28 protein-coding genes and 1 pseudogene are annotated in these 25,248 nt (G+C 67.0%); 14 read left to right on the top strand and 15 right to left on the bottom strand.

Annotation, left to right across the window (positions count from 1 at the left end):
• Positions 1 to 9: 9 nt before the first annotated feature.
• Positions 10 to 892 (bottom strand): annotated as a pseudogene (locus A5790_RS25155) (endonuclease domain-containing protein).
• Positions 893 to 1,003: 111 nt separating this feature from the next.
• Here A5790_RS25155 and A5790_RS25150 point away from each other — a divergent pair.
• Complete coding sequence (locus tag A5790_RS25150) at positions 1,004 to 2,020, top strand: glutathione S-transferase family protein (RefSeq protein WP_066850521.1); 1,017 nt, start codon at positions 1,004 to 1,006, stop codon at positions 2,018 to 2,020.
• Positions 2,021 to 2,027: 7 nt separating this feature from the next.
• Here A5790_RS25150 and A5790_RS25145 read toward each other — a convergent pair whose 3' ends face one another.
• A complete protein-coding gene (locus tag A5790_RS25145; RefSeq protein ID WP_066850519.1) occupies positions 2,028 to 2,510 on the bottom strand; it encodes a DUF2771 domain-containing protein in 483 nt (160 codons plus the stop codon).
• A complete protein-coding gene (locus tag A5790_RS25140; RefSeq protein ID WP_197696893.1) occupies positions 2,507 to 4,093 on the bottom strand; it encodes an MFS transporter in 1,587 nt (528 codons plus the stop codon). Before A5790_RS25140 ends, A5790_RS25145 begins: the two co-directional genes overlap by 4 nt.
• A 211-nt stretch (positions 4,094 to 4,304) precedes the next feature.
• Here A5790_RS25140 and A5790_RS25135 point away from each other — a divergent pair, with 211 nt between their 5' ends.
• Positions 4,305 to 5,066 carry a DUF3027 domain-containing protein gene (locus tag A5790_RS25135; protein WP_066850515.1) on the top strand — a complete coding sequence of 254 codons (762 nt, stop codon included), beginning with the start codon at positions 4,305 to 4,307 and terminating at the stop codon, positions 5,064 to 5,066.
• Between the two features lie 3 nt (positions 5,067 to 5,069).
• Here A5790_RS25135 and A5790_RS25130 read toward each other — a convergent pair whose 3' ends face one another.
• On the bottom strand, positions 5,070 to 5,522 hold the full coding sequence (locus tag A5790_RS25130; protein ID WP_066850513.1) for an SRPBCC family protein: 453 nt from the start codon (positions 5,520 to 5,522) through the stop codon (positions 5,070 to 5,072).
• Positions 5,523 to 5,549: 27 nt separating this feature from the next.
• A complete protein-coding gene (locus A5790_RS25125; RefSeq protein ID WP_066850511.1) occupies positions 5,550 to 5,789 on the bottom strand; it encodes a DUF2530 domain-containing protein in 240 nt (79 codons plus the stop codon).
• A gap of 51 nt (positions 5,790 to 5,840) precedes the next feature.
• Here A5790_RS25125 and A5790_RS25120 point away from each other — a divergent pair, with 51 nt between their 5' ends.
• On the top strand, positions 5,841 to 6,686 hold the full coding sequence (locus A5790_RS25120; RefSeq protein ID WP_066850509.1) for an RNA methyltransferase: 846 nt from the start codon (positions 5,841 to 5,843) through the stop codon (positions 6,684 to 6,686).
• Between the two features lie 5 nt (positions 6,687 to 6,691).
• On the top strand, positions 6,692 to 6,964 hold the full coding sequence (locus A5790_RS25115; RefSeq protein WP_066850554.1) for a DUF2537 domain-containing protein: 273 nt from the start codon (positions 6,692 to 6,694) through the stop codon (positions 6,962 to 6,964).
• A 14-nt stretch (positions 6,965 to 6,978) separates the two neighbouring features.
• Here A5790_RS25115 and sepH read toward each other — a convergent pair whose 3' ends face one another.
• Together sepH and serC are read right to left on the bottom strand one after the other, a co-directional pair.
• A complete protein-coding gene (gene sepH, locus A5790_RS25110) occupies positions 6,979 to 7,794 on the bottom strand; it encodes a septation protein SepH (protein ID WP_066850507.1) in 816 nt (271 codons plus the stop codon).
• A gap of 175 nt (positions 7,795 to 7,969) precedes the next feature.
• On the bottom strand, positions 7,970 to 9,082 hold the full coding sequence (gene serC / locus A5790_RS25105; RefSeq protein WP_066850505.1) for a phosphoserine transaminase: 1,113 nt from the start codon (positions 9,080 to 9,082) through the stop codon (positions 7,970 to 7,972).
• Between the two features lie 219 nt (positions 9,083 to 9,301).
• Here serC and A5790_RS25100 point away from each other — a divergent pair, with 219 nt between their 5' ends.
• The 3 genes from A5790_RS25100 to A5790_RS25090 all read left to right on the top strand — a co-directional run bounded on the left by A5790_RS25100 (position 9,302) and on the right by A5790_RS25090 (position 12,592).
• Positions 9,302 to 9,721, top strand: a complete 420-nt coding sequence (locus A5790_RS25100; RefSeq protein WP_082961882.1) for a CAP domain-containing protein — start codon at positions 9,302 to 9,304, stop codon at positions 9,719 to 9,721.
• 165 nt (positions 9,722 to 9,886) lie between these two features.
• Positions 9,887 to 10,903 (top strand): diiron oxygenase, encoded by a 1,017-nt coding sequence (locus A5790_RS25095; RefSeq protein ID WP_066850504.1) that lies wholly within the window; start codon positions 9,887 to 9,889, stop codon positions 10,901 to 10,903.
• A gap of 9 nt (positions 10,904 to 10,912) precedes the next feature.
• Positions 10,913 to 12,592, top strand: a complete 1,680-nt coding sequence (locus A5790_RS25090) for an FAD-dependent oxidoreductase (protein WP_066850503.1) — start codon at positions 10,913 to 10,915, stop codon at positions 12,590 to 12,592.
• Between the two features lie 5 nt (positions 12,593 to 12,597).
• Here A5790_RS25090 and A5790_RS25085 read toward each other — a convergent pair whose 3' ends face one another.
• The 3 genes from A5790_RS25085 to A5790_RS25075 form a co-directional block, all read right to left on the bottom strand.
• The gene (locus tag A5790_RS25085) at positions 12,598 to 13,053 is read right to left on the bottom strand and encodes a VOC family protein (RefSeq protein WP_066850501.1); all 456 of its coding nucleotides are present in this window, start codon (positions 13,051 to 13,053) and stop codon (positions 12,598 to 12,600) included.
• Between the two features lie 123 nt (positions 13,054 to 13,176).
• Positions 13,177 to 13,794: a maleylpyruvate isomerase N-terminal domain-containing protein gene (locus tag A5790_RS25080; protein WP_066850499.1), complete on the bottom strand. Its 618-nt coding sequence runs from the start codon at positions 13,792 to 13,794 to the stop codon at positions 13,177 to 13,179.
• Positions 13,791 to 14,909, bottom strand: a complete 1,119-nt coding sequence (locus A5790_RS25075) for a citrate synthase 2 (RefSeq protein WP_066850497.1) — start codon at positions 14,907 to 14,909, stop codon at positions 13,791 to 13,793. The genes A5790_RS25080 and A5790_RS25075 overlap by 4 nt, the downstream gene beginning before the upstream one ends.
• A gap of 116 nt (positions 14,910 to 15,025) precedes the next feature.
• On the opposite strand from A5790_RS25075, the gene pdxH reads away from it, so the two are divergent.
• The 5 genes from pdxH (at position 15,026) to A5790_RS25050 (ending at position 19,800) form a co-directional block, all read left to right on the top strand.
• Positions 15,026 to 15,655, top strand: coding sequence for a pyridoxamine 5'-phosphate oxidase (pdxH, locus tag A5790_RS25070; RefSeq protein ID WP_066850495.1), 630 nt, complete (start codon positions 15,026 to 15,028; stop codon positions 15,653 to 15,655).
• A 112-nt stretch (positions 15,656 to 15,767) separates the two neighbouring features.
• Positions 15,768 to 16,418: a TetR family transcriptional regulator gene (locus A5790_RS25065; RefSeq protein WP_066810130.1), complete on the top strand. Its 651-nt coding sequence runs from the start codon at positions 15,768 to 15,770 to the stop codon at positions 16,416 to 16,418.
• 97 nt (positions 16,419 to 16,515) lie between these two features.
• The gene (locus tag A5790_RS25060; protein ID WP_082680721.1) at positions 16,516 to 17,823 is read left to right on the top strand and encodes a citrate synthase; all 1,308 of its coding nucleotides are present in this window, start codon (positions 16,516 to 16,518) and stop codon (positions 17,821 to 17,823) included.
• Between the two features lie 140 nt (positions 17,824 to 17,963).
• Positions 17,964 to 19,403 carry an MFS transporter gene (locus A5790_RS25055; RefSeq protein WP_066850493.1) on the top strand — a complete coding sequence of 480 codons (1,440 nt, stop codon included), beginning with the start codon at positions 17,964 to 17,966 and terminating at the stop codon, positions 19,401 to 19,403.
• The gene (locus tag A5790_RS25050; RefSeq protein WP_066850491.1) at positions 19,390 to 19,800 is read left to right on the top strand and encodes a MarR family winged helix-turn-helix transcriptional regulator; all 411 of its coding nucleotides are present in this window, start codon (positions 19,390 to 19,392) and stop codon (positions 19,798 to 19,800) included. Before A5790_RS25055 ends, A5790_RS25050 begins: the two co-directional genes overlap by 14 nt.
• On the opposite strand, the gene A5790_RS25045 is transcribed toward A5790_RS25050, so the two are convergent.
• Positions 19,797 to 21,365, bottom strand: a complete 1,569-nt coding sequence (locus tag A5790_RS25045) for an NAD(P)/FAD-dependent oxidoreductase (protein ID WP_066850489.1) — start codon at positions 21,363 to 21,365, stop codon at positions 19,797 to 19,799. The genes A5790_RS25050 and A5790_RS25045 overlap by 4 nt on opposite strands.
• Positions 21,362 to 21,610 carry a DUF2630 family protein gene (locus A5790_RS25040; RefSeq protein WP_066850487.1) on the bottom strand — a complete coding sequence of 83 codons (249 nt, stop codon included), beginning with the start codon at positions 21,608 to 21,610 and terminating at the stop codon, positions 21,362 to 21,364. Before A5790_RS25040 ends, A5790_RS25045 begins: the two co-directional genes overlap by 4 nt.
• Positions 21,611 to 21,632: 22 nt before the next feature.
• On the opposite strand from A5790_RS25040, the gene A5790_RS25035 reads away from it, so the two are divergent.
• The gene (locus tag A5790_RS25035; RefSeq protein ID WP_197696889.1) at positions 21,633 to 22,016 is read left to right on the top strand and encodes an FKBP-type peptidyl-prolyl cis-trans isomerase; all 384 of its coding nucleotides are present in this window, start codon (positions 21,633 to 21,635) and stop codon (positions 22,014 to 22,016) included.
• A gap of 74 nt (positions 22,017 to 22,090) precedes the next feature.
• Here the strand turns inward: A5790_RS25035 and A5790_RS25030 are convergent, their stop codons facing one another.
• Positions 22,091 to 23,434: a HAMP domain-containing sensor histidine kinase gene (locus A5790_RS25030; RefSeq protein WP_066850485.1), complete on the bottom strand. Its 1,344-nt coding sequence runs from the start codon at positions 23,432 to 23,434 to the stop codon at positions 22,091 to 22,093.
• Positions 23,434 to 24,144 (bottom strand): two-component system response regulator PrrA, encoded by a 711-nt coding sequence (gene prrA, locus A5790_RS25025; RefSeq protein ID WP_197696891.1) that lies wholly within the window; start codon positions 24,142 to 24,144, stop codon positions 23,434 to 23,436. The genes A5790_RS25030 and prrA overlap by 1 nt, the downstream gene beginning before the upstream one ends.
• On the opposite strand from prrA, the gene A5790_RS25890 reads away from it, so the two are divergent.
• Entirely contained in the window at positions 24,114 to 24,344 is a 231-nt protein-coding gene (locus A5790_RS25890) for a hypothetical protein (RefSeq protein WP_156656506.1), read from the top strand. The genes prrA and A5790_RS25890 overlap by 31 nt on opposite strands.
• Positions 24,345 to 24,394: 50 nt before the next feature.
• On the opposite strand, the gene A5790_RS25020 is transcribed toward A5790_RS25890, so the two are convergent.
• Positions 24,395 to 25,248: DUF4097 domain-containing protein (locus tag A5790_RS25020; RefSeq protein ID WP_231987892.1), on the bottom strand; the 854-nt coding region annotated here is incomplete at its 5' end.

Raw genomic sequence — 25,248 nt, 5'->3', positions numbered from 1 at the left:
CGCATATCTTCAGTCTCGGCCGGGGTCGTCGGCGCCATACACGTCGGCGCCGGCAGCGCGCAGTGCGGCTCGCGTCCGCTCGACAATCGTGTGGGGCCGGTGGCGCAGCATCTGCGCGCTGACGCGAATGATTCGCCAGTCCAGCGCCTCGAGTCTGGCTTGGCGATCGATGTCGGCAGCCCGGATCTTCGGGTCTTCCCAGTGTTGGGGTCCGTCGTATTCGACGCCGATCTTCCATCTCGGATAACCCATGTCGATGCGGCCCACGTGGCCGTAGCAGCGATCGAAGACGTCGATTTGAGTGTGTGGGCCGAATTCCAGCGTCGGTCAGCACCAGACGCGTCCGCGTCTCCTGTGGTGATTCCGCGCCTGGGTCGGCGAGTTCCATCACTTCGCGCAGCTGGACGACACCTCGTGCGCCGCGGTGACGGTCGATCAGCACCTCGACGTCGCTCAACTTCATCGTCGTCGCCTGTAGCAACGCGTCGACGCGAATGACGGCCAGCGTCCGCCCATGCCGCCGGCCGAGGTCGAAGGCCGTGCGCGCAGCGGTCGTCACCGGAAAACCGCGGACCGTGCACACTTCATCGGCTCTCAGGGTGTCGTTGCGCAGCACGACGCCCCGAATCTTGTGCTGGCTGCGCTGGTTCAGCTCGGCGGGCAACCGCTCGTCGATCCACTTCGAGCCGTACAGCGCCGCGGCCGAGAGACCGACGAGCGTTGCTCGGCGGCGCGAGAACAACCATGCGGCATGCGCCTTCTCCGCCGCGGTCAGCACTTGCCCACGCGGGACGTACACATTGCGGAAGACGGCGTCGTAGCGGGTCGCCAACTGATAGCGATTCACCCGACCGGCGGTCAACGCCTCACTGCCGAGAAAGGGCCAATCCATGGTGGTAGGACGGCGCGGTCGCCGGCTCGGTTCCGCGAATCTGAACTTGTGTCCGAGCTTTTCCCAATTGAACGCGCATATGTTCAGAGTCGGCGGGGAAGAATCGAGCCCATGGCATATGTGGCCGACAAATCCGACTCCGGTGGCGAGTTCAACCGCGACACCAAGTACATCGGCACTCGTATCACCGCCGATGGCCGCGACGGGTATCCCGTCGAACCCGGCCGCTATCGGCTCGTCGTCGCGCGGGCCTGCCCGTGGGCGAACCGCACGATCATCGTCCGACGGCTGCTCGGACTTGAAGACGCCCTGTCCATCGGCTTCTGCGGGCCCACCCACGACCAGGACAGCTGGACGTTCGACCTCGATCCGGACGGCGTCGACCCGGTGCTGGGAATCCCCCGGCTCAAAGACGCCTATCTGAAGCGTTTCCCCGACTACGACAAGGGCATCACGGTCCCCGCGATCGTCGACGTGCCGACTGGTGAGGTCGTCACCAACGACTTCCCGCAGATCACGCTCGACTTCTCCACCGAGTGGACGCAGTACCACCGCGACGGCGCACCCGACCTCTACCCCGAGAATCACCGCGACGAGATCGACGAAGTGGCCCACCGTATCTACACCGAAATCAACAACGGCGTGTACCGGTGCGGGTTCGCCGGATCGCAGGAGGCCTACGACAAGGCCTACGACAGATTGTTCTTCGCGCTCGACTTGCTCTCCGAGCGCCTGGACGGCCAGCGATATCTGGTGGGCGACACCATCACCGAGGCCGACGTGCGGCTGTTCACCACGTTGGCTCGCTTCGACCCCGTCTATCACGGGCACTTCAAGTGCAACCGCCAGAAGCTCGCCGAGCTACCCGTGCTGTGGGCATACGCCCGCGACCTGTTCCAGACCCCGGGGTTCGGCGACACCATCGACTTCGTTCAGATCAAGCAGCACTACTACATCGTGCACACCGACATCAACCCGACGCAGGTCGTGCCGAAAGGACCAGATCTGGCCAACTGGTTGACACCGCACGGTCGAGAAGCCCTGGGCGGCAGGCCGTTCGGAGACGGGACACCGCCGGGTCCGACGCGCGCGGGCGAGCGGGTCGAAGAGGGCCACGGCGCCGGGTGACGCCGACTCAGGACCAGACCGTGCGCACCGACCACTCGGCGTGCGGCGCCGGCACCTCCTCGTCGTCGATGCGCACCAGCGTGGGCAGCAGCACGGCGAGCCCGGTGAGCTTGCCGCGCCGCGGGTCGACGGTCGGGATCGTCACCGCCAGTCGCGTCCCCGGGCGGAACTCCTCGACAACGTCGGAATCCTCATACTGGCGCAGCAACACCCACGGTGCCCTGGCGATCGCCGGTGGCACCGACAGCTGCACCGCGTCGCTCTCGGTGACGGGCAGTTCGCCCTGGTCTTGAAAGACCTCACACTTGGTGGGGTTGAGCACCTCGCAGTAGCGGTACGGGCCGACCCGCACGAGGTGTCCGTGCGAATACGCGCTGATCTCAGGGTATTTCGGTGAGTCGTCGTTGCCGCTGAGCCACCAGATGAGCACACCGGTACCCACCGACGCGAGGATCACCACCGCGACGAGCGCGGCGATCATGCGTTTCACTCGTGCGCCACCGCCGCGGTCTCCGTGCGTCCGCCCTCCTGCTCGGCCAGCACGGGTCGGTTGCCGCCCAGACCCGGAATCAGCGAATCACCGCGGTAGCTCACCACGGTCTGCGCCAGACCGAGGATCAGCACCGAGGTGATCGCCGTGAAGCCCACCCACAGTTCGGTGTAGACGAGCACGCCGACCGCACCGCCGGCGACCCAGGCCAACTGCAACACCGACTCCGAGCGGCCGAACGCCGAGGCGCGCGACTCCTCGGGCAGGTCGTCCTGCAGCGACGCGTCCAGCGAGGCCTTGCCGATCGCGCTGGCCCCCGACGTGAGCAGCGTGGCGATCGCGGCGACCAGCAGGTTGCCGGTCAGCGCCGCGGCCAGCGCCGCGAGGGTGACGACGATCGTGCAGCGCACCACCACCTGCGCTGGACGGCCCAGCTCGAGGCGCGCGCTGGTGAAGTTGCCCGCGAAGTTGCCGATGGCCGCGGCCGCGCCGATCAGTCCGAGTATGCGCAGCTGCTCCCACCCGCTGGCGTCATGCGACTTGGCGACGAACGCCGGATACAGGAACAGGAAGCCCACCATCACCTTAATGGTGCAGTTGCCCCACAGTGCGGCGATGGTGTTGCGGCCCAACGGCTGCCGCGCCGACTTCGGCGGAGGCAGATGCTCGATGCCGCGCCGCAGTTCGCCCGTGCGACCGTGGTAGCTCAGCGTCGCAGGAACCTCGCCCTCAGTGACCTCGACCCATTTCGGGATCCGCATCGCCAGCGCGGCACCCGCCACCGATACCGCGACGATCACGTACAAGGCACCGGGCATCTGGAACAACTTGAACAGGTACTCCGCACCCGCGGCCACCGCGCCGCCGACCATCGTGCCGCCGAGCAGACCGAACGTGGTCAGCCGCGAGTTCACCCGCACCAGGTCGATGGTCGGCGGCAACACCCGCGGCGTCACCGCGCTACGCAACACACTGAATGACTTGGACAGCACCATCATTCCGAGCGCGCACGGATAGAGCACCCACGAAGGGAAGCTGCCGGTGACACCGTCGTAGTTGGCGATCAGCACCACCGCGAGCGCCGTGCGCAACGCGAACGACGTGGCCAGCGCGACGCGGCGGCCGTGCTGCAACCGGTCCAGCGCGGGCCCGATGAGCGGGGCGATGACGGCGAACGGCGCGATCGTGATCAACAGGTACAGCGCGACTTTGCCCTTGCTCTCCCCGGAGGCCGCCGCGAAGAACAACGTGTTGGCCAGCGCGACCGCCATCGCGGCGTCGACGGCGAAGTTCGCCACCACCGGCCACGTCAACGCGGTCAGCCCCGACTTGTCGGCACCGTCCGCGGTCGCCGCCCGGTGCACCAGGCCGTACATCCTGGAACCCATCTCGCGGCTGCGCTGCGCGGCCGCCCGTGTGACGGTGACCTTTTCGCCCGCGCCGCTGCCCATCCGGTGCGGCGGTGGCGTGGCGCCGAATTCGCGCGTGGGCTCATCGAGTGGAGGAAGCCAGCGGTTGGCGCTGGGCGTCGGTCCGCTGCGCCGCGGACGACGGTAGCTCGGGTCGCTCGGGTAGTTCGCCATCCCCGGGTGTTCATCACTCCACCGGTCGTCGCCCCAGCGGTCGCCGGCGGGCGGCCGTGGCGGGTAGTACCGAGGGTCGCGCCGACCCGCAGAGTCTCGGGGGTCACGACGCGGTCCGGTCACGATGTCGATTCTCCACCATCGAAGCGGTCGCGGGCGTGCAGCCAACCGGTGTGGCTGGCGGTTCGCCGGTCAGGCAGTATTGAGGGCGATGGAAAGCGTGACCGAATCCGCCGAGCGGCCGGATCTGGAGGCGGTACTCCTGGGCGCCGTCGACGACGCACGTGCGGCGATCGTCGAGTTCAGCGGCGAAGACACCGTCGGTGAGTACCTGGGCGCCAGCTTCGAGGACCCGACCGCGGCCACGCACCGCTTCCTCGCCGATATGCCCGGCTACCGGGGATGGCAGTGGGCCGTCGTGGTCGCGGCGTGGCCCGGCGCCGACCACGCCACCATCAGCGAGGTGGTGCTGGTTCCGGGGCCGACGGCGTTGCTGGCGCCGAAGTGGGTGCCGTGGCAGGAACGCGTCCAGCCCGGCGATCTGGGCCCGGGAGATCTTCTCGCCCCGCACCCCGACGACCCGCGTCTGGTGCCCGGCTACATGGCGACCGGCGACCCGCAGATCGACGACCTCGCACTCGAGGTGGGTCTGGGCCGTCGCCAGGTGCTCAGTCGATGGGGCCGCATGGACGCGGCGCAACGCTGGCACGACGGCGAGTACGGCCCGGGTTCGGCGATGGCGCGCTCGACGCGGCGGGTGTGCCGCGACTGCGGGTTCTACCTTCCGCTGGCCGGTGCCCTGGGCACGACGTTCGGCGTCTGTGCCAACGAGTTCTCCGCCGACGGGCACGTCGTCGACTCCGAATACGGTTGCGGCGCACACTCGGACACGCCCCAGCCCGCGGGCGGCGGATCCCCGCTCTTCGATCCCTACGACGACGGCGTGCTCGACCTGACCGAACCGTCCGACTAGCGGTTAGCTTTCGGCCGCGGCCTTGATCCGCGCGAGAGTTTCGTTCATCCCCTCGACGAGTTCACGTTCGAAGCTGGGCACGCCGCCCATCACCGCGTTGACCAACATCGTCGACACCGGCTTGACCCCGTTCTCCGCGTGACGGGTCTCCACCAGACGGGTGCCGGTCTCGGTGGGCTCGAGCTCGTAGCTCCACACGGTGTTGTTCTCGTTGACCCGAAACGCCAGCTTCTTCTCCGGGACCACCTCGATGATCCGGCTCGTGGTGGGCCACATCAGGAACTTGCGCCGGTTGAGGTTGATCGTCCGCGCACCCGGCTGCAGCGGGCCGAACGTCTTCATGACCCGGCACTGCGGGCTCCACCGCGGCATGTTCTTGAGGTTCGAGACCAGCTCCCACACCTTCGCCACCGGGGCGTTGATCGTCGTCTCGGCCTGCAACATCGGGGCTGCCATAGCCTTCTCCTGTCTGCTCATCTCGCGCTAGGTGAGTCCGCTCTGCGCCCCGCGCGATCCGCGACGCACGGCGCGACGTTGCCACAACCAGATCGCCGTGCCAAGGGCGCCGACGCCCAGCCCGGCCACCGTGTACGGCCGCCATTCGTGTAGACCGGTCACCGTGAACGCCAGGATCGCAGCGACGACCCAACCGGCCGCGATCGCGACGATGACCGGAGCCGGCCTGAGCAGGCTGGCGGGCAACGGGGGCGGTTGCGGGGTCATCGCTATGAAAGGTAGCCCACCGCGCTGCGGTGCCGGCCGAGCGCGCCTGCCGTGACGCACACTGTGATCGACGTCGACGATCCCTCCGATCCGCGACTCGACGACTTTCGCGATCTCAACAGCGTCGACCGCAGACCCGACCTGCCCACCGGCAAGGGGCTCGTGATCGCCGAAGGCGTGCTGGTGGTGCAACGCATGCTGGCCTCGCGGTTCGCGCCGCGCGCGATGATGGGCACCGACCGCCGGCTGCAGGAACTCGCGGGCGACCTCGTCGGCGTCTCGGCCCCCTATTACCGGGTCCCCGCCGATGTGATGGCCGAAGTGGTTGGCTTTCACCTCAACCGCGGCGTGCTGGCGTCGGCATCGCGGCCGCGCGAGTTGACGGTCGCCGAGGTGTTGAACGGTGCCCGCACCGTCGCGGTCCTTGAAGGCGTCAACGACCACGAGAACCTCGGCTCGATCTTTCGCAACGCGGCCGGTCTCGGCGTGGATGCGGTCGTGTTCGGCACGGGCTGCGCCGACCCGCTGTATCGGCGAGCCGTTCGGGTGTCGATGGGCCATGCGCTGCTCGTGCCCTACGCATGGGCGCAGTCGTGGCCTGATGACCTGAAGTTGTTGCAGGACAATGGGTTTCGTCTGTTGGCGATGACACCCACGCCTACCGCAAGCACCCTGGCCGACGCGATGGCGGGCGTCGCCGACGACAAGGTGGCGATCCTCGTCGGGGCGGAGGGGCCGGGGCTCACCGAGCGGACGATGCGTGCGGCCGATCTGCGGGTGCGGATTCCGATGTCGCGGGGAACCGACTCGCTCAACGTCGCGACCGCTGCGGCCCTGGCGTTCTATGAGCGGGTTAGATTGGGCACCGGCGAGATTGAGCGGAGCGACGCGGAGTGAATGAGATGGCCGACGACTCGACGCCGTGGGCGATGGGGTTGACGGTGGCGGGGTTTGTCGCGGCGGTCGTCGCCGCCGCGATCGTCGTGCTCAGCCTCGGACTGTTGAGGTTGCACCCGCTGCTGGCGATCGGACTCAACCTGGTCGCGGTCGGCGGCCTGGCCCCGACGGTATGGGGGTGGCGCGACCGGCCGGTGTGGCGGTGGTTCGTGTTGGGCTCCGGCGTCGGCGTGGCTGCGGCGTGGTTGGTGGTTTTCGCCGTTGCGTTGAGCGGCTGACCTGGCGCGGTACGTCAGCGCTGGCCGCTGGACCGCACGCCCAGCAGAACGTCCTCCCACGCCGGGACCGCCGGCTTGGCCTTACCCCTGCGCGCCTTGGGCTGCTTCGGTGCGACCGCTTCGGCCTCCGCCTCGGGCTGCGGTTCCGGTGGACTGACCTGCACCGGGGGCTCAATCGGAAGCGTCGGCTTCTCGGCCTCAGCCGCAAACTCGGGCAGCGCGGCGACCGGACGCAGCGGGCGCGAGAAGTTCGGGTCGATCAGCTCGGAGGCCGCGTCGTCGAACGCCGTCACCGTCCCGCCGTGGGCGCCGGGGGTGAACCGGAAGTGGGCGACGTTGTCGGACATCCCCGCCTTCCACGCCAGCTGCACGGTCCAGCGGCCGTCCTCGTTGCGCCACGCATCCCATGCGGGGGCGTCGGGGTCGAGCCCGCGCGCGATCAACGCCGTCGTGACCGTCTCCAGCAGGGTCAGCACCGACGGACCGTCGGGAAGAACCGGGTGCGCGGCCGTCGCCAGCTCGGCGGCGCGGGAACGTTCGAGTAACACTGGGTGGGCGAACCGCTCGACACGGGCCACGTCGACACCCGACGCCTGGGCGACCTGCTCGATGGACGCGCCCGCCCTGATCCGCGATTGAATCTCTCTGGGGCGCAACACGTTGTGAACCTCGGCCTCGTCTCGTGTCTGGCTCGAACCCATCTGGTCACCTCGAACGGCGGCCCGCAACCGATCGTCGCGCCGCAGCGTGAATTTCTCGCCGGAGCCGTCGACCTCGCAGATGATTCGTTTGCCGTCCACATCGAGTCCGACGACTTTGAGTTCCCGCATGGCGACCTCCTCCGGGCTAGCGCAAAGCCCGATCAACCGGACACTACTGCGTTATCCGGGCGTTACCTGGTAGGACACGCGGACAGCGGAAGCCGCCCGGCCCTGTTGGTCGCGGCTAAAGCCGCTCCCCGCCTGTTGGTCGCGGCTAAAGCCGCTCCCCGCCTGTTGGTCGCGGCTAAAGCCGCTCCACCACCCAATCGATGCACGCCGTGAGCGCGCTGACGTCGTCGGGCTCCACGGCCGGGAACATCCCCACCCGCAGCTGGTTGCGGCCGAGCTTGCGATAGGGCTCGGTGTCGACGATGCCATTGGCCCGCAGCGTCTTGGCCACGGCCGCGGCGTCGATGTCGTCGTTGAAGTCCACGGTGCCCACCACCTGCGAACGCAAGGCCGGATCCGCGACGAACGGTGTGGCGAACTTGGCCGCGTCGGCCCATCCGTACAGCCGCTGCGACGAGTCCGCCGTGCGCTTGACCGCCCAGTCCAGCCCGCCGTTGCCCAGCAGCCAGTCCAGCTGCTCGGCCAGCATGATCAAGGTGCCGATCGCCGGGGTGTTGTAGGTCTGGTTCTTGAGGCTGTTCTCGATCGCGATCGGCAGCGACAGGAACTCCGGGACCCAGCGGCCCGAGTTCGCGATCGCCTCGACGCGGGCGAGCGCGGCCGGCGACATGATCGCCAGCCACAGTCCGCCGTCGCTCGCGAAGTTCTTCTGCGGAGCGAAGTAGTAGACGTCGGATTCGGTGATGTCGACTTCAAGCCCGCCCGCCGCAGACGTCGCGTCGATCGCGATCAATGCATCGCCCGACCCGTCGGGGCGCCGCACGGGGACCGCGACACCGGTCGAGGTCTCGTTGTGTGCCCAGCCGATCAGGTCGACCGACGGGTCCGAGGTCGGCTCCGGTGCGCTGCCCGGGTCGGCCTTGACGACGACCGGATCGCCCACGAACGGGTTCTTGGCGACGGCCGAGGCGAATTTCGCGCTGAACTCCCCGTACGTGAGATGCAGCGACCGCTTGTCGATGAGGCCGAACGCCGCCGCATCCCAGAACGCGGTAGTGCCGCCGTTGCCGAGGATCACCTCGTAGCCGTCGGGCAGCGAGAACAGCTGGCGCAGCCCTTCGCGCACCCGGCCGACCAGGTTTTTCACCGGCGCCTGGCGGTGCGAGGTGCCGAACAGGTCGCCCGCTGCGGCGAGCGCACTGAGCTGTTCCGGTCGGACCTTGGAGGGCCCGCAGCCGAAGCGGCCGTCGCGCGGTTTGAGGTCGGCGGGAATCGTCAGCTGCGACATGCGGTCAACAGTAATGACCGGACCTGTGCCGTCGCCGTGGGGAGGGGCGGCAGAGAAAAGTAACGAAAGTGGGTAAACGGGCTTCATAGAGACCTCGCCGTGTCCATACTGTGACCTGTCGGGGACTGAAGCTCGAGCCCAGGGGGGCACGTGAACAGTCGTAGAAGAAGCTCGGTCCTGATTTCTGTGTGTGCAGCCGCGGCGGCTGTCAGCGCCCCAATGCTTGCGACACCCGCTCACGCCGACGGCGCTGACGACGGTGCGCTGCTCAACGAGATCAACGTCGCCCGCGCCGCGAACGGATGCGGTCCGGTCGCAGCGAACCCACAGCTGAGCGCGGCCGCGGCCCGGCAGGCCAACGACATGTTGGCCAACAATGTGCGAAGCCACACCGGTTCGGACGGGTCATCCGTCGGCCAGCGCATCACCGCCGCCGGCTACACGCAGTTCTCCAACGCGGGCGAGATCATTTTCTGGAGCACCGGGGTGGCCGCCGTTCCCGCAGAAGCCGTGAACTGGTGGATGAACAGTCCCGGCCACCGGGCGATCATCACCGATTGCGGCATGACCGAAGCCGGCGTCGCGGTCGTGCGCAACGGCGCCAGGGCCGCCGCTGTCGGGGAGTTCGGTAGCCGGTAACACCCGAACCGCCCAAGGGTCACCTCAGTGTGATCGCCATCACATGACACCGTATTTCAGCCGGTGTGACACATCGCGTTGAGGGGTATGTTCAGTAGGCGATACCTCCGGTACCGTTGTTGGACATCAGAGGCGCGAATGTAAACCTCATAGGGGAGGCTGAAGATGGCGCGGACTCGAATGGTCAGGCGATGGCGTCGCAACATGGAAGTCAGCGACGACGCCGATTACGTCGACACCCTCACCACACTGTCCGAGGGTTCGGTGCGGCGGAATTTCAATCCGTACACCGACATCGACTGGGACTCTCCGGAGTTCGCGGTCACCGACAACGACCCCCGCTGGGTACTGCCCGCCACCGACCCGCTCGGTGGACATCCCTGGTATCAGGCCCAGCCGCTGGAGCGGCAGATCGAGATCGGGATGTGGCGGCAGGCCAACGTCGCCAAGGTCGGGTTGCAGTTCGAGATCATCCTCATCCGCGGCCTGACGAACTACGCGTTCTGGGTGCCCAACGGGTCGCCCGAATACCGGTACTGCCTGCACGAGTCGGTCGAAGAGTGCAACCACACGATGATGTTCCAGGAGATGGTCAACCGCATCGGCGCGGACGTGCCGGGCATGCCGCGCATGCTGCGCTGGCTGTCGCCGTTCATCCCGCTGATCGCCGGGCCGCTGCCGATCCCGTTCTTCTTCGGCGTGCTCGCCGGCGAGGAACCGATCGACCACACCCAGAAGAACGTGCTGCGCGAGGGCAAAGAACTGCATCCGATCATGGAGCGGGTGATGGCGATCCACGTCGCCGAGGAAGCGCGCCACATCTCGTTCGCCCACGAGTATCTGCGCAAGCGCCTGCCGCATCTGAATCGCCGGCAGCGGTTCTGGCTGTCGTGGAACGTGCCGATCATCATGCGGGTGCTGTGCCAGGCGATCATCGTGCCGCCGAGGTCGTTCTGGCGGGAGTTCGACATCCCGCGCTCGGTGCGCAAGGAGCTGTTCTTCCGCGCACCCAAGTCGAGGCAGTTCCTGCGCGACATGTTCGGCGACGTCCGGATGCTCTGCCACGACACCGGGCTGATGAACTCGTTCGCCAAGCTCGTGTGGCGGATGTGCAGGATCGACGGTCCGCCCAGCCGCTTCCGCAGCGAACCGGCTCGCCAGCACGTGGTCGCTGCCGCGTAGGGAGCGCTTGTGCCCCATGTGATCACCCAGTCGTGTTGCAGCGACGGGTCATGTGTCTACGCGTGTCCGGTGAACTGCATCCACCCGACGCCCGATGAGCCCGGCTTCGCCACCGCCGAGATGCTCTACATCGATCCGGTGGCGTGTGTGGACTGCGGTGCATGCGTGTCGGCGTGCCCGGTCGGCGCGATATCGCATGATTCGAAGTTGACGCCCGCACAGCTCCCGTTCGTCGAGTTGAACGCCGCGTTCTATCCCGAACCGGACGGAAAGCTACCGCCGACATCGAAACTGGCGCCGGTCATCGAGGCACCGGTGGTGTATCCGAGGGCGGGTGGACCGCTCACCGTGGCGATCGTCGGATCGGGACCGGCGGCGATGTATGCCGCCGACGAGCTACTCACCCAGAAAGGGGTGCGCGTCAACGTTTTCGAGCGGCTGCCCACGCCATACGGGTTGGTGCGCGCCGGCGTCGCCCCCGACCACCAGAGCACCAAACGCGTAACCAAGCTGTTCGACAGGGTCGCGGCCCAACCGGGATTCACCTTCTACCTCAACGTCGAGGTGGGCAACGACGTCACCCACGACGAACTGCTCGAGCATCACCACGCCGTCCTCTACGCCGTCGGGGCGCCTAACGACCGCCGGCTCGACATCGCGGGAATGGACCTGCCCCGTACGGGTACTGCCACCGAGTTCGTCGCCTGGTACAACGGCCACCCCGACTTCGACTCGCTGCCCATCGATTTGAGTCACGAGCGCGTGGTCATCGTCGGCAACGGCAACGTCGCCCTCGACGTCGCGCGGATACTCACCACACCGCCCGATGTCCTTGCGAGCACCGACATCTCCGATCACGCGCTCGCCGTGCTGCGCGCATCGAAGGTGACCGAGGTGGTGATCGCGGCCCGCCGCGGCCCCGCCGGCTCGGCGTTCACGCTGCCCGAGCTGATCGGGCTGACGTCTGCGTGCGAGGTGGTGCTCTCGCCGGAGGACCACGCGTTGGTGGAGCGCGACCTGGCCGCTACCGAGGATCGGTTGACCCGCAACAAGTTGGAGATCCTGAGCAAGCTGGCGGATACCTCCGCGCCGGTGACGCGACCCCGTATCCGGCTGGCCTATTCGCTCACGCCGAAGCGCGTCGTCGGTGACGTCCGCGCCGAGGCGATGGAGTTCACGGTCACCGGCACCGACGAGGTGCGTCGGGTCGAGGCGGGGTTGGTGTTGACCTCGATCGGCTACCGCGGCAAACCGATTCGCGGCCTGCCCTTCGACGAGTCCGCGGCGGTCGTGCCCAACGACGGTGGTCGCGTCGTCGACCCGCGCTCGGGTGCACCCGTTGCCGGCAGCTACGTCGCGGGCTGGATCAAACGCGGACCGACGGGCTTCATCGGCACCAACAAGTCGTGCGCCGCGCAGACCGTGCACAACCTCGTCGCCGACTACAACGAGGGCAGGTTGCGCGATCCCGTGCACAAGCCCGCGGCACTCGACAAACTCGTCCGCAGCAGGCGGCCCGACATGGTCGACTCCGCCGGGTGGAAGGCGATCGATGCCGCCGAAGTCGCCCGCGGCGGCGACGAACGACCGCGCGTGAAGTTCACCGCGGTCCCCGACATGCTCTCCGCCGCGGCCGACTCCCGCGGACCCGGGCTCGGCCGGCGCCTACTGGCCGGCCTGCGCCGCTAGCTCCGTCACTGGTGCTGCTGCACCGCCTTCTCGATCTCCTCGGGGCTGACTTCACGCACCGGCTGGCCCATCGACCACACATGCCCGAACGGGTCGCGCAACTCGCCGTAGCGATCGCCCCAGAACATGTCACCGAGCGGCATGACAACCGTCGCGCCGGCGTCGACGGCCTTCTGGAACTTGGCGTCTACATCGGTAACCGTCAGATGGATGGTCACTGGCGAGCCGCCGAGCGCTTCCGGTGTCGCAGACTTGCCGTCGTTCATCTCCGGGAAGTCGTCGTTCAGCATCACCAGCGCCCCGTTGATGCGGAGCGCGGCGTGAAACAACCTCTTGCCGTCGGGCCCCGGCACGCGGCCGAGTTCCTCGGCGCCGAAGGCCTTGACGTAGAAGTCGATGGCTGCGGCGCCGTCGCTGACCGTGAGCATGGGCGAGACCGCTGGTTCAAAGTCGATGGCCATGTGGAGAGCTCCTTTTCTATTCGGGTTAGGCCCGCGGGCGGGTTACCAGTACCGACTCGGCGAGCGGACGCAATTCATCGGTACGCGGTCATGCAACCACTGCCCACCGACAGATCAGAGGCTTCAGACGATCGAGAATGACGGCGGCAGAGCCTCGCGACCCGTCAGCGCCATCAGCACCGTCTCGCCCTGATGCTCGGCGGCGATACGCGCCGCCAACACCAACGCCTCCTCCAACACCGCACCGGGCAACGTCAACGAAAGACCAACGGCGCGTGCGATATCCAGGCTGTGCACGGCCAGCTCGAATGTCCGCGTCGGCAGATAGGTCCGCAGCCGGATGCCCAGCCCGCCGAGCACCCGGATCGACGGATCGTCCACCGTGTCCAGGCGTGCCAGCGTCCGCGCGACCAGGCCCTCGACGGCCCCCGCCGGATCGTCCCCGAGGTCGCGCCCCGCCTGCCTGCCGCGCTCGGCCACATCGGCGGGATTCAAGCCCAGCGCCGTTGGGTTCACCCGTGCGTAGTACTCCTGCGGCGTGGCGATGTCCTCGGCCTCAGCGGTGGTCTCGAGGTACGTGAGCACCGTCGTCAGCGAGCGCGACGTGTGCCCGACAAGCGAACGCAGGTCCCACTCGCTCAGACCAGGCCCGGACCACGCGTCGGCGGGAATGCGGCCGACGAGGTCCGCGAAACTGTGTGCCGCTGAGGCGAACGTCTCCAGGATCGAGGGCGCAGTCACGACCGGACGACTTGGTCCCAGCCCTCGACCGACTCGGGGCTGCGCGGCGCCGGCCCGACGTAGATCGCCGACGGGCGCACCAGCTTGCCGAGCCGCTTCTGCTCGAGGATGTGCGCACACCAGCCCGCGGTGCGCCCGCAGGTGAACATCGCGGGCATCATCTTGGTCGGCACTTGGGCGAAGTCCAGGATCACCGCCGCCCAGAACTCGACGTTGGTCTCGATGGCGCGATCGGGTCGGCGCTCCCGCAGTTCGGCAAGGGCGGCCTGCTCGAGGGCGGCCGCGACCTCGTAGCGCGGGGCCTCGAGCCGCTTGGCCGTCGCGCGCAGCACCCGGGCCCGCGGGTCCTCGGCGCGGTACACCCGGTGCCCGAAGCCCATCAGCTTCTCGTTGCGGTCGAGGATGCCCTTGACCACCGCGCGGGCGTCGCCGGTCTTCTCGGCCTCCTCGATCATCGGGATCACCCGGGCCGGGGCGCCGCCGTGCAGCGGCCCGCTCATCGCGCCGATCGCCCCGGACAGGGCGGCCGCGACGTCGGCGCCGGTCGACGCGATCACGCGAGCGGTGAAGGTCGAGGCGTTCATACCGTGTTCGGCGGCGCTGACCCAGTAGGCGTCGATGGCCTCGACGTGCCGGGGGTCCGGGTCGCCCTGCCAGCGAGTCATGAATCGCTCTGTCACGGTTGAACATTCGTCGATGGTGCGCTGCGGGACCGCGGGGCGATAGATCCCCCGCGCCGACTGCGCGACGTAGGACAGCGCCATCACCGAGGCCCGGGCGAGGTGCTCGCGGGCGGTCGCGTCGTCGATGTCGAGCAGCGGGGGGTAGCCCCAGATCGGGGCCAACATCGCCAGACCGGCCTGGACGTCGACGCGCACGTCGCCGCTGTGGATCGGAAGTGGAAACGGTTCGGCGGGCGGCAGACCGTTGCCGAACTTGCCGTCGACCAGCAGCGCCCACACGTCGCCGAAGGTGACCCGCTGGTTAACCAGATCCTCGATGTCGACGCCGCGGTAGCGCAGAGCGCCGCCGTCCTTGTCGGGTTCGGCGATCTCAGAGGTGAAGGCGACGACGCCTTCGAGGCCGGGTACGAAGTCTTCGGGCACCGCGCTCATGGCCAGATTCTCGCACCTGTGAAACGGCGCTCATCTGGCGGTTGCGGACACGACGTCAGCCGGTGTGGGCGTAGCGTTGGCGCGTGGCGGAGGTAAGCCCAGAACACTTGGCGAGGATGCGGGTGGAATACGGTTCGGCGGAAAAGGACGGCAGTCCCGACCTGGACGTGGATTGGCTGGCCGACGGCTGGGTTATGTTGCTGCGCAAGTGGTTAGCCGACGCCGAGCGCGCCGGCGTGGCCGAACCCAACGCCATGGTCGTCGCGACGGTCGACAGCGGGGGACGGCCCGTCACCCGGTCGGTGTTGTGCAAGAGCGTCGACGACACCGGCATCACCTTCTACACCAACTACGACTCCGACAAGGGCGAGCAGCTGGCGGTGACGCCGTACGCGTCGGCCACCTTCCCCTGGTATCTGACCGGTCGCCAGGTCCATGTCCGCGGCCCCGTGACGAAGGTGTCGGCGGAGGAGACCGCCGAGTACTGGTCGAAGCGGCCGCGAGGGTCGCAATTGGGCGCGTGGGCGTCGTACCAGTCGAAGCCCATCGCCTCCCGCGCGGCGCTGCTGGAACAACTGGCCGAGGTGACGCGGCGCTTCGAAGGTCAGGACACGGTGCCTGTCCCGCCGAACTGGGGTGGCTACCTGATCGCCGCCGACGTGGTCGAGTTCTGGCAGGGCCGGGAGAACCGGGTGCACAACAGGATTCGCCTCCAGGACGGGCGCATCGAGCGGCTGCAGCCTTAGGTGCCGGCGTTCGCTACCGCGAGGCACCGGCCCGAAATGCTGACGTTGATCATGTTTTCGGAGCAGATGAATTCTTAGCTCTCTCATAGATTCGACCGTTAGGATCGCGTTCGTGCCTGACGGTAGGGGGGCGCAGTCCGTTGGGCTGCGAGAACGCAAGAAACAGCGCACGCGTGCGACTCTCATCGACGCCGCCGTGGAACTGTGCAACGGACAGGGTTTCGACAACACCACCGTCGACCAAATCGCCGCGGTGGCCGACGTCTCACCGCGCACCTTTAGCCGGTACTTCCCGACCAAGGACTCCATCGCGCTGGCCCTGGTCGACGAAATCGTCGACGAAGTCGCCGTCGAGTTGGAGCGCCAACCCGCCGAACTGAACCACCTGGAGGCGATCCTGCGCGCCTACGTCGCGATGGGGGAAGCGGCCAAGCACGCGGGGCCCGATGATCTGCGAGCCGAGCGGGTGTTGTGCATCGCCCGGATCATCCTGTCGTCGCCGACGCTGCGGCAGATCACCCCCGATTTCCGGGGCAACGCGGTCGAACGCGCGATCGCCAGGCGCATGCGCGTCGACCTCAGCGACCGCCGGGTGCGGCTGACATCCGCGACGTGGAGCGCGGTGATAATGACGGCGCTCACCGATGTCGTGCAGGTCAACAGCGACTGGTCACAGGTGTCCCTAGACGACCTGATCGACCACTTGGAGACGGTCTTCGCGGAGTTCACCGGCTTGTTGGGTAATCTGCGGCTGCCCGTCTGAGCAAGTGACCGCCCCCGGCGGGGCACGCGTGCCGGAATGGGACTACCTTTTGTAGGAGCAATGTCCGAATACTCCCAGCAGCGACGAAGGGAAACTCGTGGCCGATAACGCGAAGAGTGGGGAAGGGCAAGCCACCCTCTCCTACCCCGGTGGCACGCTCGACCTTGACATCGTTTCCGCCACCGAAGGCGCCGATGGCATCGCGCTGGGTTCACTTCTGGCCAAGTCCGGCTACACCACCTTCGACGAGGGCTTCGTCAACACGGCGTCGACCAAGAGTGCGATCACCTACATCGACGGCGACGCCGGCATCCTGCGCTACCGCGGCTACCCGATCGAGCAGCTCGCCGAGAAGTCGAACTTCATCGAGGTCAGCTATCTGCTCATCTACGGTGAGCTGCCCACCAAGGAACAGCTCGCGGAGTTCACCACCCGGATTCAGCGGCACACGCTGCTGCATGAGGACCTCAAGCGGTTCTTCGACGGCTTCCCGGCCAACGCCCACCCGATGCCGGTGCTGTCCAGCGCGGTCAACGCGCTGTCGACCTACTACGAGGATTCGTTGGATCCGTTCGACGACAACCAGGTCGAGCTGTCGACGATCCGGCTGCTGGCCAAGCTGCCGACCATCGCCGCGTATGCCTACAAGAAGTCGGCGGGCCAGCCGTTCCTGTACCCGGACAACTCGCTGACTCTGGTCGAGAACTTCCTGCGGATGACGTTCGGCTTCCCGGCCGAGCCCTACGAGGTCGATCCCGAGATCGTCCGCGCGCTGGACATGCTGTTCATCCTGCACGCCGACCACGAGCAGAACTGCTCGACGTCGACGGTGCGGTTGGTCGGCTCGTCGCAGGCCAACCTGTTCACGTCGATCTCCGGTGGCATCAACGCGCTGTGGGGCCCGCTGCACGGCGGCGCCAACCAGGCGGTGCTGGAGATGTTGGAGAAGATCCGTCAGGCCGACTTCGACGTCCACGAGTTCATCAAGAAGGTGAAGAACCGCGAGGACGGCGTGAAGCTGATGGGCTTCGGTCACCGGGTCTACAAGAACTACGACCCGCGGGCGCGCATCGTCAAGGAGCAGGCCGACAAGATCCTCGGCAAGCTCGGCGGCGACGACGAGATGCTGGACATCGCACGGACTCTCGAGGAAGCCGCGCTCACCGACGACTTCTTCATCGAGCGCAAGCTCTACCCGAACGTCGACTTCTACACCGGCGTGATCTACCGGGCGATGGGCTTCCCGACGCGCATGTTCACCGTGCTGTTTGCGCTCGGCCGGCTGCCCGGGTGGATCGCGCACTGGCGTGAGATGCACGACGAGGGCAGCGGCAAGATCGGCCGTCCGCGCCAGGTCTACACCGGTTACACCGAGCGCGACTACAAGGACGTCAGCAGCCGCTAGGTCCGTTGGCGCCTTGCGTCGAACGTGGGTTACCCGCACGTTCTGAGCGTCCAGAGCGTGGCGTAATCCCACTTTCGGCGTCGCGCATCTCACTGCCAGGCGCCTTGCCGGACGAACAGTTGTAGTTTCACAATTGTTGGGTGAATGAAACCGTCGTCGGATCATTGAGCGCTCGGCGCAAGGCCATCATTTTGGTGACCTGCTGCCTGAGCCTGCTGATCGTGTCGATGGACGCGACGATCGTCAACGTCGCGATTCCCAACATCCGCGCCGACCTCGACGCCAGCGGGCCGCAAATGCAGTGGGTGATAGACATCTACACGCTGGTGTTGGCGTCGTTGCTGCTGTTGTCGGGCGCGGCCGCCGACCGCTTCGGCCGTCGAGGCACGTTTCAGATCGGGCTGACGGTGTTCGCGGTCGCATCGCTGCTGTGCAGCCTGGCGCCGAACATCGAGACGCTGATCGCCGCACGCTTCCTGCAGGCGATCGGTGGCTCGATGATGAACCCGGTCGCGATGTCGATCATCACGCAGGTGTTCACCGGCAGGGTGGAGCGCGCTCGGGCCATCGGCATATGGGGTGGAGTCGTGGGCATCTCGATGGCCGCGGGGCCGATCGTCGGCGGTGTGCTCATCGAGTGGACCAACTGGCGCGCGGTGTTCTGGATCAATCTGCCGATCTGCGCGGTGGCGATTCTGCTGACGGTCGTCTTCGTTCCGAAGTCCAAGTCGCTGACCATGCGCGACGTCGATCCGATCGGGCAGTTGCTGGGCATGGCGTTCCTGTTCGGCCTCGTCTTCGTGCTCATCGAGGGTCCGGGGTTGGGTTGGGGAGACGTTCGTACCGTCGCCGTGGCGGTCGGCGCGGTCTCGGCCTTCGTCGGCTTCGTGGCGTACGAGGCGCGCAGGCGGGACCCGTTCGTCGATCTGAGGTTCTTCCGGAGCATCCCGTTCGCATCGGCGACCATGATCGCGGTGTGCGCGTTCGCCTCGTGGGGTGCGTTCCTGTTCATGATGTCGTTGTACCTGCAGGACGCGCGCGGTTTCTCGGCGTTTCACACCGGCTTGATCTATCTGCCGATAGCCGTTGGGGCGCTGGTGTTCTCGCCGCTGTCGGGCCGGATGGTCGGTCGGTTCGGCGCTCGGCCGTCGCTGTTGATCGCCGGGACGCTCATCACGGCGGCGACGGTCATGCTCGCCCAGCTGTCGGCGACGACGCCGGTCTGGCAGCTGCTGGTGATCTTCGCCGTCTTCGGTATCGGATTCTCGATGGTCAACGCCCCGGTGACCAATGCGGCGGTCAGCGGCATGCCGACCGACCGGGCGGGGGCGGCCTCGGCTATCGCCTCGACCAGCAGGCAGGTCGGCGTGAGTATCGGTGTGGCGCTGTGTGGTTCGGTTGCAGGCGGCGCGCTGGTCGGGATGGGCCCGGACTTCGCGGAGGCCACCCGGCCGCTGTGGCTGATCTGCGCGGCGCTCGGGGTGGCGATCATCATGCTCGGCTTCTACTCGACGTCCGGCAGGGCGTTGCGGTCGGCCGATCGACTGGAGCCGTTGGTGGCGGCCGATGTCCGTAGCTGATGAGGCGTGGCGCGCGATGGCGGCCTTCGTCGTCGAAAACCACGACAGTTGGAAGAGGGCGGTTGTCGAGCAGTCCGAGTTGCCGTTCAGCAGGGTGCGCATCCTGCGGCGGTTGAGCCGACGGCCGATGACCGTCAAGGAGTTGGCGCACGCCGCGACCATCGACGCGCCGGCCGCGACGGTCGCGGTCAATGACTTGGAAAAGCGCGGGCTCGTGGTGCGTCAGGTGGATCCAGCGAATCGCCGGTGCAAGCGGGTGTCACTCACCGATGCGGGATGCTCCATGGTGGCCAAGATCGACGCGGTCGACGACCCGGCACCAGAGGCCCTCGCGAACCTGGACCAAGCCGACCTCGCGGCGCTGCGCGAGATACTCGTCAAGTTTTCGGCCGATTAGCCTTCCAGCACTGCCATCGCGGCATTGTGTCCACCGATACCTGAGACTCCACCACCGCGGCGTGAAGCCGATCCGCACAACAGGATTCGCTCATGTGCGGTCGCCACGCCCCAGCGTCGAGCCGGGGTGTCGAGTGGTTCGTCGTCCTCGGCGAACGGCCACGTCAACGCGCCGTGAAAGATATGCCCGCCCGTCATGCCGAGCGAGTGTTCGAGGTCGAACGTCGTCTTCGTCTCGATGCACAATCGGCCTGCCGAATCCTTCATCAACACATCGTGGATCGGTTCGGCCAAGATGGAATTCAACGAACTGAGCGCCGCCGACGTCAACGTGTCCCGCATCCGGTCCGGGTCGCCGGACGACATCAAGCGGTGGGGAGTATGCAACCCGAACACCGTCAACGTCTGCGCTCCTGCGGCACGAAGTCTGTCCGACAGGATGGATGGATCGGTCAGTGAGTGACAGTAGATCTCGCACGGTAGTGGAACGGGTACCACACCGTCGGCCGCGCGCAGGTATGCAGAATCCAACTGGCTGAATGTCTCGTTGATGTGGAACGTTCCGCCGAACGCCTGCTCGGGTGTGACGGCGTCGTCGCGCAATCGCGGTAGGCGCCGCAGCATGAGGTTCACCTTGACCTGCGCACCCGGCGTCGATTCCGGCGGTTGCTCACCCAGTAAGCCGGCGAGCACGCCGGGCGTGACGTTGGCCAGAACCACCTTTGCGTGGACCGTGTGATCGACACCGTTGCAGCGGTAGCGCACATCGCCGTCCGGATCGATCGCGTATACCTGTGCACCGCAGGTTATTTCGGCACTGAAACCGGTGGCCGCCGCCGCTAGCGCACCGGTGACGGCGCCCATCCCGCCGATCGGCACATTCCAGTCACCGGTTCCGCCGCCGAGCAGGTGGTAGAGAAAGCAGACATTTTGAACCAAAGACGCGTCGTCGAGGCGGGCGAAGGTTCCGATCAACGCGTCGGTGGCCATCACGCCGCGTACCACGTCGTTGTCGACGGCCGAGGTAATCGCGTGTCCGATCGGCTCATCGACCATCGACCGCCATATGGCTTCGTCATCCACGAGAGCACGCGCCTGGCGTCGCGTCAGTAGCGGTTCCAGCAGCGTCGGCCACAGCCGCTCGACCAGGCCACCGTACCGGCGGTAGAACTCGGCGAATCGCGACCCGTCGTCGGCTGCGCCGATCGCGTCGAATGTCGACGTGGGGCCGATCAGCAGTCCGGTGCGGCCGCCGGTCGTCGGGTCGGGTGTGTACGACGAGTAGCGGCGACGTATCAGGCGCACCCGCGCGCCGAGGTCGTCGACGATGCGTCGGGGCAGCAGGCTGACGAGGTAGGAGTACCGCGACAAGCGGGCGTCGACTCCCTCAAAGGCGTGCGCGGATACCGCCGCGCCGCCGACATGATCCAGGCGCTCCAGCACCCGTACCCGACGACCCGCCTTGGCCAGGTAGGCGGCGGCAACGAGGCCGTTGTGCCCGCCACCGACGACGACTGCGTCGTATGTCGCCGCCGGGGCGGCTCCGGTGGCGTAACGCGAACTCAGTTGAGGTAGCCCTCGACCTCATCGGGCGGACGCACCTCGGCCTCGCGTGGATCGCCGCCGGTCTCTCGAAGGGCCCGGCGCTGCCGCAGCAGATCCCAACACTGGTCGAGCTGCACCTCGACGGCCTTCAGCCGACGATGTTCCTCCGACTCGTCGATCTCGCGGTTCTGGAGCTTGGCCCGCAGGTCCTGCTCCTCGGCGACCAGCTTGTTGACCTGGTCGAGAATGTCTTGGTCTTTGGTCACAGCACCAGTCTGCCCGACTACCGTGGGTGCGGTGACTTCAAGTTCAGGGCAGAAGCCCGAAATCGAATTTCCCGACGGCCCTCCGCCCACCGAGTTGGTGATCACGGACCTGGTCGTCGGCGACGGTGCTGAAGCGGTGCCCGGCGGCAACGTCGAAGTGCACTACGTCGGCGTGGAGTACGACACCGGCGAAGAGTTCGACAGCTCGTGGAACCGCGGAGAGTCGATCGAGTTCCCGCTGCGCGGACTCATCCAGGGGTGGCAGGACGGCATTCCGGGCATGAAGGTCGGCGGTCGTCGACAGCTCGTCATCCCGCCGGAGCAGGCCTACGGTCCCGCCGGCGGTGGGCACCGGCTGTCGGGTAAGACGCTGATCTTCGTCATCGACCTGCTGGCGACCCGCTGACCTGCCGCCGAAACTGAAGAAATGCGCGTCCGAACGGCAAATCTTCGTGCAGAACTTCAGTTTCGCGCCAAAGCTCACTGATGGCCCGGCAGGCGCAGCAGCAGCCGAGCGCCGCCGAGCGGGCTTTCCTCTAAAGAAGCTGTGCCGCCATGCAATTCGGCCTGCTGTGCGACCAGCGCCAGGCCGAGCCCCGAGCCCGACACCGACGCCGTCGATCCGCGAGAGAAGCGTTCGAACACGACCGAGCGCTCCTCCTCTGGGATGCCGACGCCGTCGTCGTCGATCGCGATCTCCACGCCCGCTCGTGAACTGACCGCCGACAGTTGAACCCGCGTGGCTCCACCATGCTTCACGGCGTTGGCGATCGCGTTGTCGACCGCCAACCGCAGACCGGCGGGCAGGCCCACGATGATCACCGTCGGCGCAGGCACCAACGACACCTCCAGGTCGGGGTAGACGCGCATCGCGTCGTGGGCGGCGCGGTCCAGTAACTCCGTGATGTCGACGGGCACGTGGTCGTCGGCGGTCGACAACTCACCCTGTGCCAGGCGTTCCAGCGCGCCGAGCGTCGCCTCGATCCGCGACTGTGTCCGGATCACGTCGTTGACCACCTCTTTGCGCTGGTCCTCGGGCAGGTCGAGGGTCGACAGCACCTCGAGGTTGGTCCGCATCGCGGTCAACGGAGTGCGCAGTTCGTGGGCGGAGACGGACGCGAAGTCGCGCGCCGACGCCAGCGCGGCCTTGGTCCGGTCCTGCTCTTTCCACACGCGTTCGACCAGGCCCTTGACCGCCTCGGCGATCTCGACGGCCTCGGTGGCGCCGCGCACCTCGACGTCGGGGTCCTCGTCGCCGGCATCGATCTGGCGGGTCTGTTGGGCCAGGCTCTTGAGCGGGCGCACCGCGAAAGCCGCCAGTACCCAACCGAACACCGACGCGGCGCCGACGGCGAACACGCAGATGATGATCACCCGCCGGTGCAGGTTGTTGGTGTCGGCAATCGTGGCGTCGTACGTGGCGCCGACGGCCACCGACATCGGCCCGGGGTAGTAGGGGATGTCGACGGTGCGGACGCGATACCGCACGCCGTCGACGTAGGTGTCGGCGTATCCAGGTTCGAGCTGGGGGAGTACGACATCGGAGTTGGACGCCACCTCGTCACCGCGGTGCACGGTGATGACCGCGTCCTGGTTGGTCGGCGACTTCGGGATTTCGTCCAGGCCCCGTGGCAGGAATGGGATCGCGAAGCCGGCCGCCTCGTCGAGTCGGCGGTCGAGGCGTTCCTTGCGGTCATTGGTGATGCCGACCCAGACGACCGTTCCCACGATGACGACGACGATCGCCGCGCCGATCGCGGTGGCCAGCGCCACGCGGGTGCGTAGCGACGGGGTTCGGCGGAAGATCCGGGACAGCAGGGACATCACTGAGTTCGGAGCACGAATCCCACTCCGCGAACGGTGTGCAGGAGCCGGGGAGCGCCACCCGCCTCGAGCTTGCGGCGCAGGTAGCCAATGAAGACGTCGACCACGTTGGTGTCGGCGGCGAAGTCGTAGCCCCAGACCAGCTCGAGCAGCTGTGCGCGCGACAGCACGGCGGTCTTGTGCTCGGCCAGCACCGCAAGCAGGTCGAATTCGCGTTTGGTCAGGTCGACGTCGACACCGTTGACGCGCGCGCGCCGGCCGGGGATGTCGACTTCCAAAGGTCCGACCTGAATGGTTTCCGAGGAGAAGGTCGCGGTGGACCCGCGCCTGCGCAGCAGCGCCTTCACCCGGGCGACCAGTTCCTGCAACACGAACGGTTTGACCAGGTAGTCGTCTGCTCCGGCCTCCAGACCGGCGACCCGGTCGTCAACCGAGCTGCGCGCTGAGAGCACGCAGACCGGCACGTCGTTATCCATCGCGCGCAGCGCCGTGACCACGCTGACTCCGTCGAGCACAGGCATGTTGATGTCCAGGACGATCGCGTCGGGCCGGGTCTCGGTCGCGCTGCGCAGCGCCTCGGCGCCGTCGACGGCGGTGGACACATCGAATCCGGACAGCCGCAATCCGCGCTCCAGTGAGGCCAGCACATCGGGATCGTCGTCGACCACGAGAACCCGGGGTGAGCCTGCGCCACTATCCATACAGCCAATATTGCCTGAAGTCCTCGTCGGATCGCGGGAAGCCGTGCGGACGGGAGCTGCGCCACCGCGCTGATGATGCGGAGCTCAATCGCGACGCCGCGCCGCCCCGACTGATCGCGGCGCGCGTCATCGCCTCGGATGCCGATTCGACATCTGGCGCACTCCCCGGCGATGAACGGTTTGCCGCACTCTTTTCCAATCTTTGCTGAGGCGGACCGGAGATTGCTATGGCGGCAAGCCGGTGCGCTGTGCTGGGAGCTCAGCGGTTCTGGGTTATCACCACATTGCCGCTCGTCGAACGGGCGGTCACCTCGGCGGCGTTCAGGTCGGTGGTTTGGGGTACAGTCACGACCACATTGCCGTGGGGTCCCGCGGACTCAGCACTTATGCGATACGGTGCTGGACCAGGCAATCCAAGAGTCACCTGGCCTGAGCCGATCGCTTCGGTAATGCGCGGAACTGCGCGAAATTCCACTGAGATGCGGCCGGATTGGGTTATCGCCCTGAATGATTCGGTGACCGCAATCCGTGTTCCAGTCTTGATATCTCCGTTTCGAACCGTGATATCAATCAAGCGTGCCGAACCGCTGAGCGTGACGGTGCCGGTATCGGTTTTGGCAATCAGTTGATCGACATCTGCCTCGCTCGTGATCGAACCGGTTCGGTGAGTGACCGTCACGCGCAGTTCTCTCGCGACGTCTGGCGGAAGGATGACCTTGATTTCCCGGGTGTCTGCGCCAATGGAGAAAGGGAATCCAGATCCGCTGCCGCCGAGAGCGACCCGGCTGCCAGAGGCATCATTCGCAATTGTCAATCGCGTGTCAGCGGCCCTTGTGAGTACGCGTAGATGCACGCGTGGCCGGTCGGCGTCGGCGTCGGTAATGAGGCGAACGCCCATTGGAACGTCACCCGTGTCGATGGTCAATGTCCGAAGGCCGGTCGGCAACTCGTGTGAATCGGTGACGACCCGACTGGCGCCGAGCCCGACCGCGAGCGTCCCCAAGCCGCCGACCGCAATGAACGCCACCAAAGCCGCAATAAGGACGAGTACCGCGCGCATCGCGGAGCGGCGCCCGCCCGCCCTCAGGGGGGGGCGGGGAGCCGACACATGGG

This window comes from Mycobacterium sp. 852002-51152_SCH6134967 (genome assembly GCF_001667105.1).
GTDB lineage: Bacteria > Actinomycetota > Actinomycetes > Mycobacteriales > Mycobacteriaceae > Mycobacterium > Mycobacterium neumannii_A.
This window is presented reverse-complemented; position numbering and strand designations above follow the sequence as displayed.

What these genes read in the sequence shown, in the direction of transcription:
- A5790_RS25150 (WP_066850521.1), top strand. Translation starts at nt 1,004, where the DNA reads ATGGCATATGTGGCCGACAAATCCGACTCCGGTGGCGAGTTCAACCGC.
- A5790_RS25140 (WP_197696893.1), bottom strand. Translation starts at nt 4,093, where the DNA reads ATGGCGAACTACCCGAGCGACCCGAGCTACCGTCGTCCGCGGCGCAGC.
- A5790_RS25135 (WP_066850515.1), top strand. Translation starts at nt 4,305, where the DNA reads ATGGAAAGCGTGACCGAATCCGCCGAGCGGCCGGATCTGGAGGCGGTA.
- A5790_RS25130 (WP_066850513.1), bottom strand. Translation starts at nt 5,522, where the DNA reads ATGGCAGCCCCGATGTTGCAGGCCGAGACGACGATCAACGCCCCGGTG.
- A5790_RS25125 (WP_066850511.1), bottom strand. Translation starts at nt 5,789, where the DNA reads ATGACCCCGCAACCGCCCCCGTTGCCCGCCAGCCTGCTCAGGCCGGCT.
- A5790_RS25115 (WP_066850554.1), top strand. Translation starts at nt 6,692, where the DNA reads ATGGCCGACGACTCGACGCCGTGGGCGATGGGGTTGACGGTGGCGGGG.
- sepH (WP_066850507.1), bottom strand. Translation starts at nt 7,794, where the DNA reads ATGCGGGAACTCAAAGTCGTCGGACTCGATGTGGACGGCAAACGAATC.
- serC (WP_066850505.1), bottom strand. Translation starts at nt 9,082, where the DNA reads ATGTCGCAGCTGACGATTCCCGCCGACCTCAAACCGCGCGACGGCCGC.
- A5790_RS25100 (WP_082961882.1), top strand. Translation starts at nt 9,302, where the DNA reads ATGCTTGCGACACCCGCTCACGCCGACGGCGCTGACGACGGTGCGCTG.
- A5790_RS25095 (WP_066850504.1), top strand. Translation starts at nt 9,887, where the DNA reads ATGGCGCGGACTCGAATGGTCAGGCGATGGCGTCGCAACATGGAAGTC.
- A5790_RS25085 (WP_066850501.1), bottom strand. Translation starts at nt 13,053, where the DNA reads ATGGCCATCGACTTTGAACCAGCGGTCTCGCCCATGCTCACGGTCAGC.
- A5790_RS25075 (WP_066850497.1), bottom strand. Translation starts at nt 14,909, where the DNA reads ATGAGCGCGGTGCCCGAAGACTTCGTACCCGGCCTCGAAGGCGTCGTC.
- pdxH (WP_066850495.1), top strand. Translation starts at nt 15,026, where the DNA reads ATGCGGGTGGAATACGGTTCGGCGGAAAAGGACGGCAGTCCCGACCTG.
- A5790_RS25050 (WP_066850491.1), top strand. Translation starts at nt 19,390, where the DNA reads ATGTCCGTAGCTGATGAGGCGTGGCGCGCGATGGCGGCCTTCGTCGTC.
- A5790_RS25030 (WP_066850485.1), bottom strand. Translation starts at nt 23,434, where the DNA reads ATGTCCCTGCTGTCCCGGATCTTCCGCCGAACCCCGTCGCTACGCACC.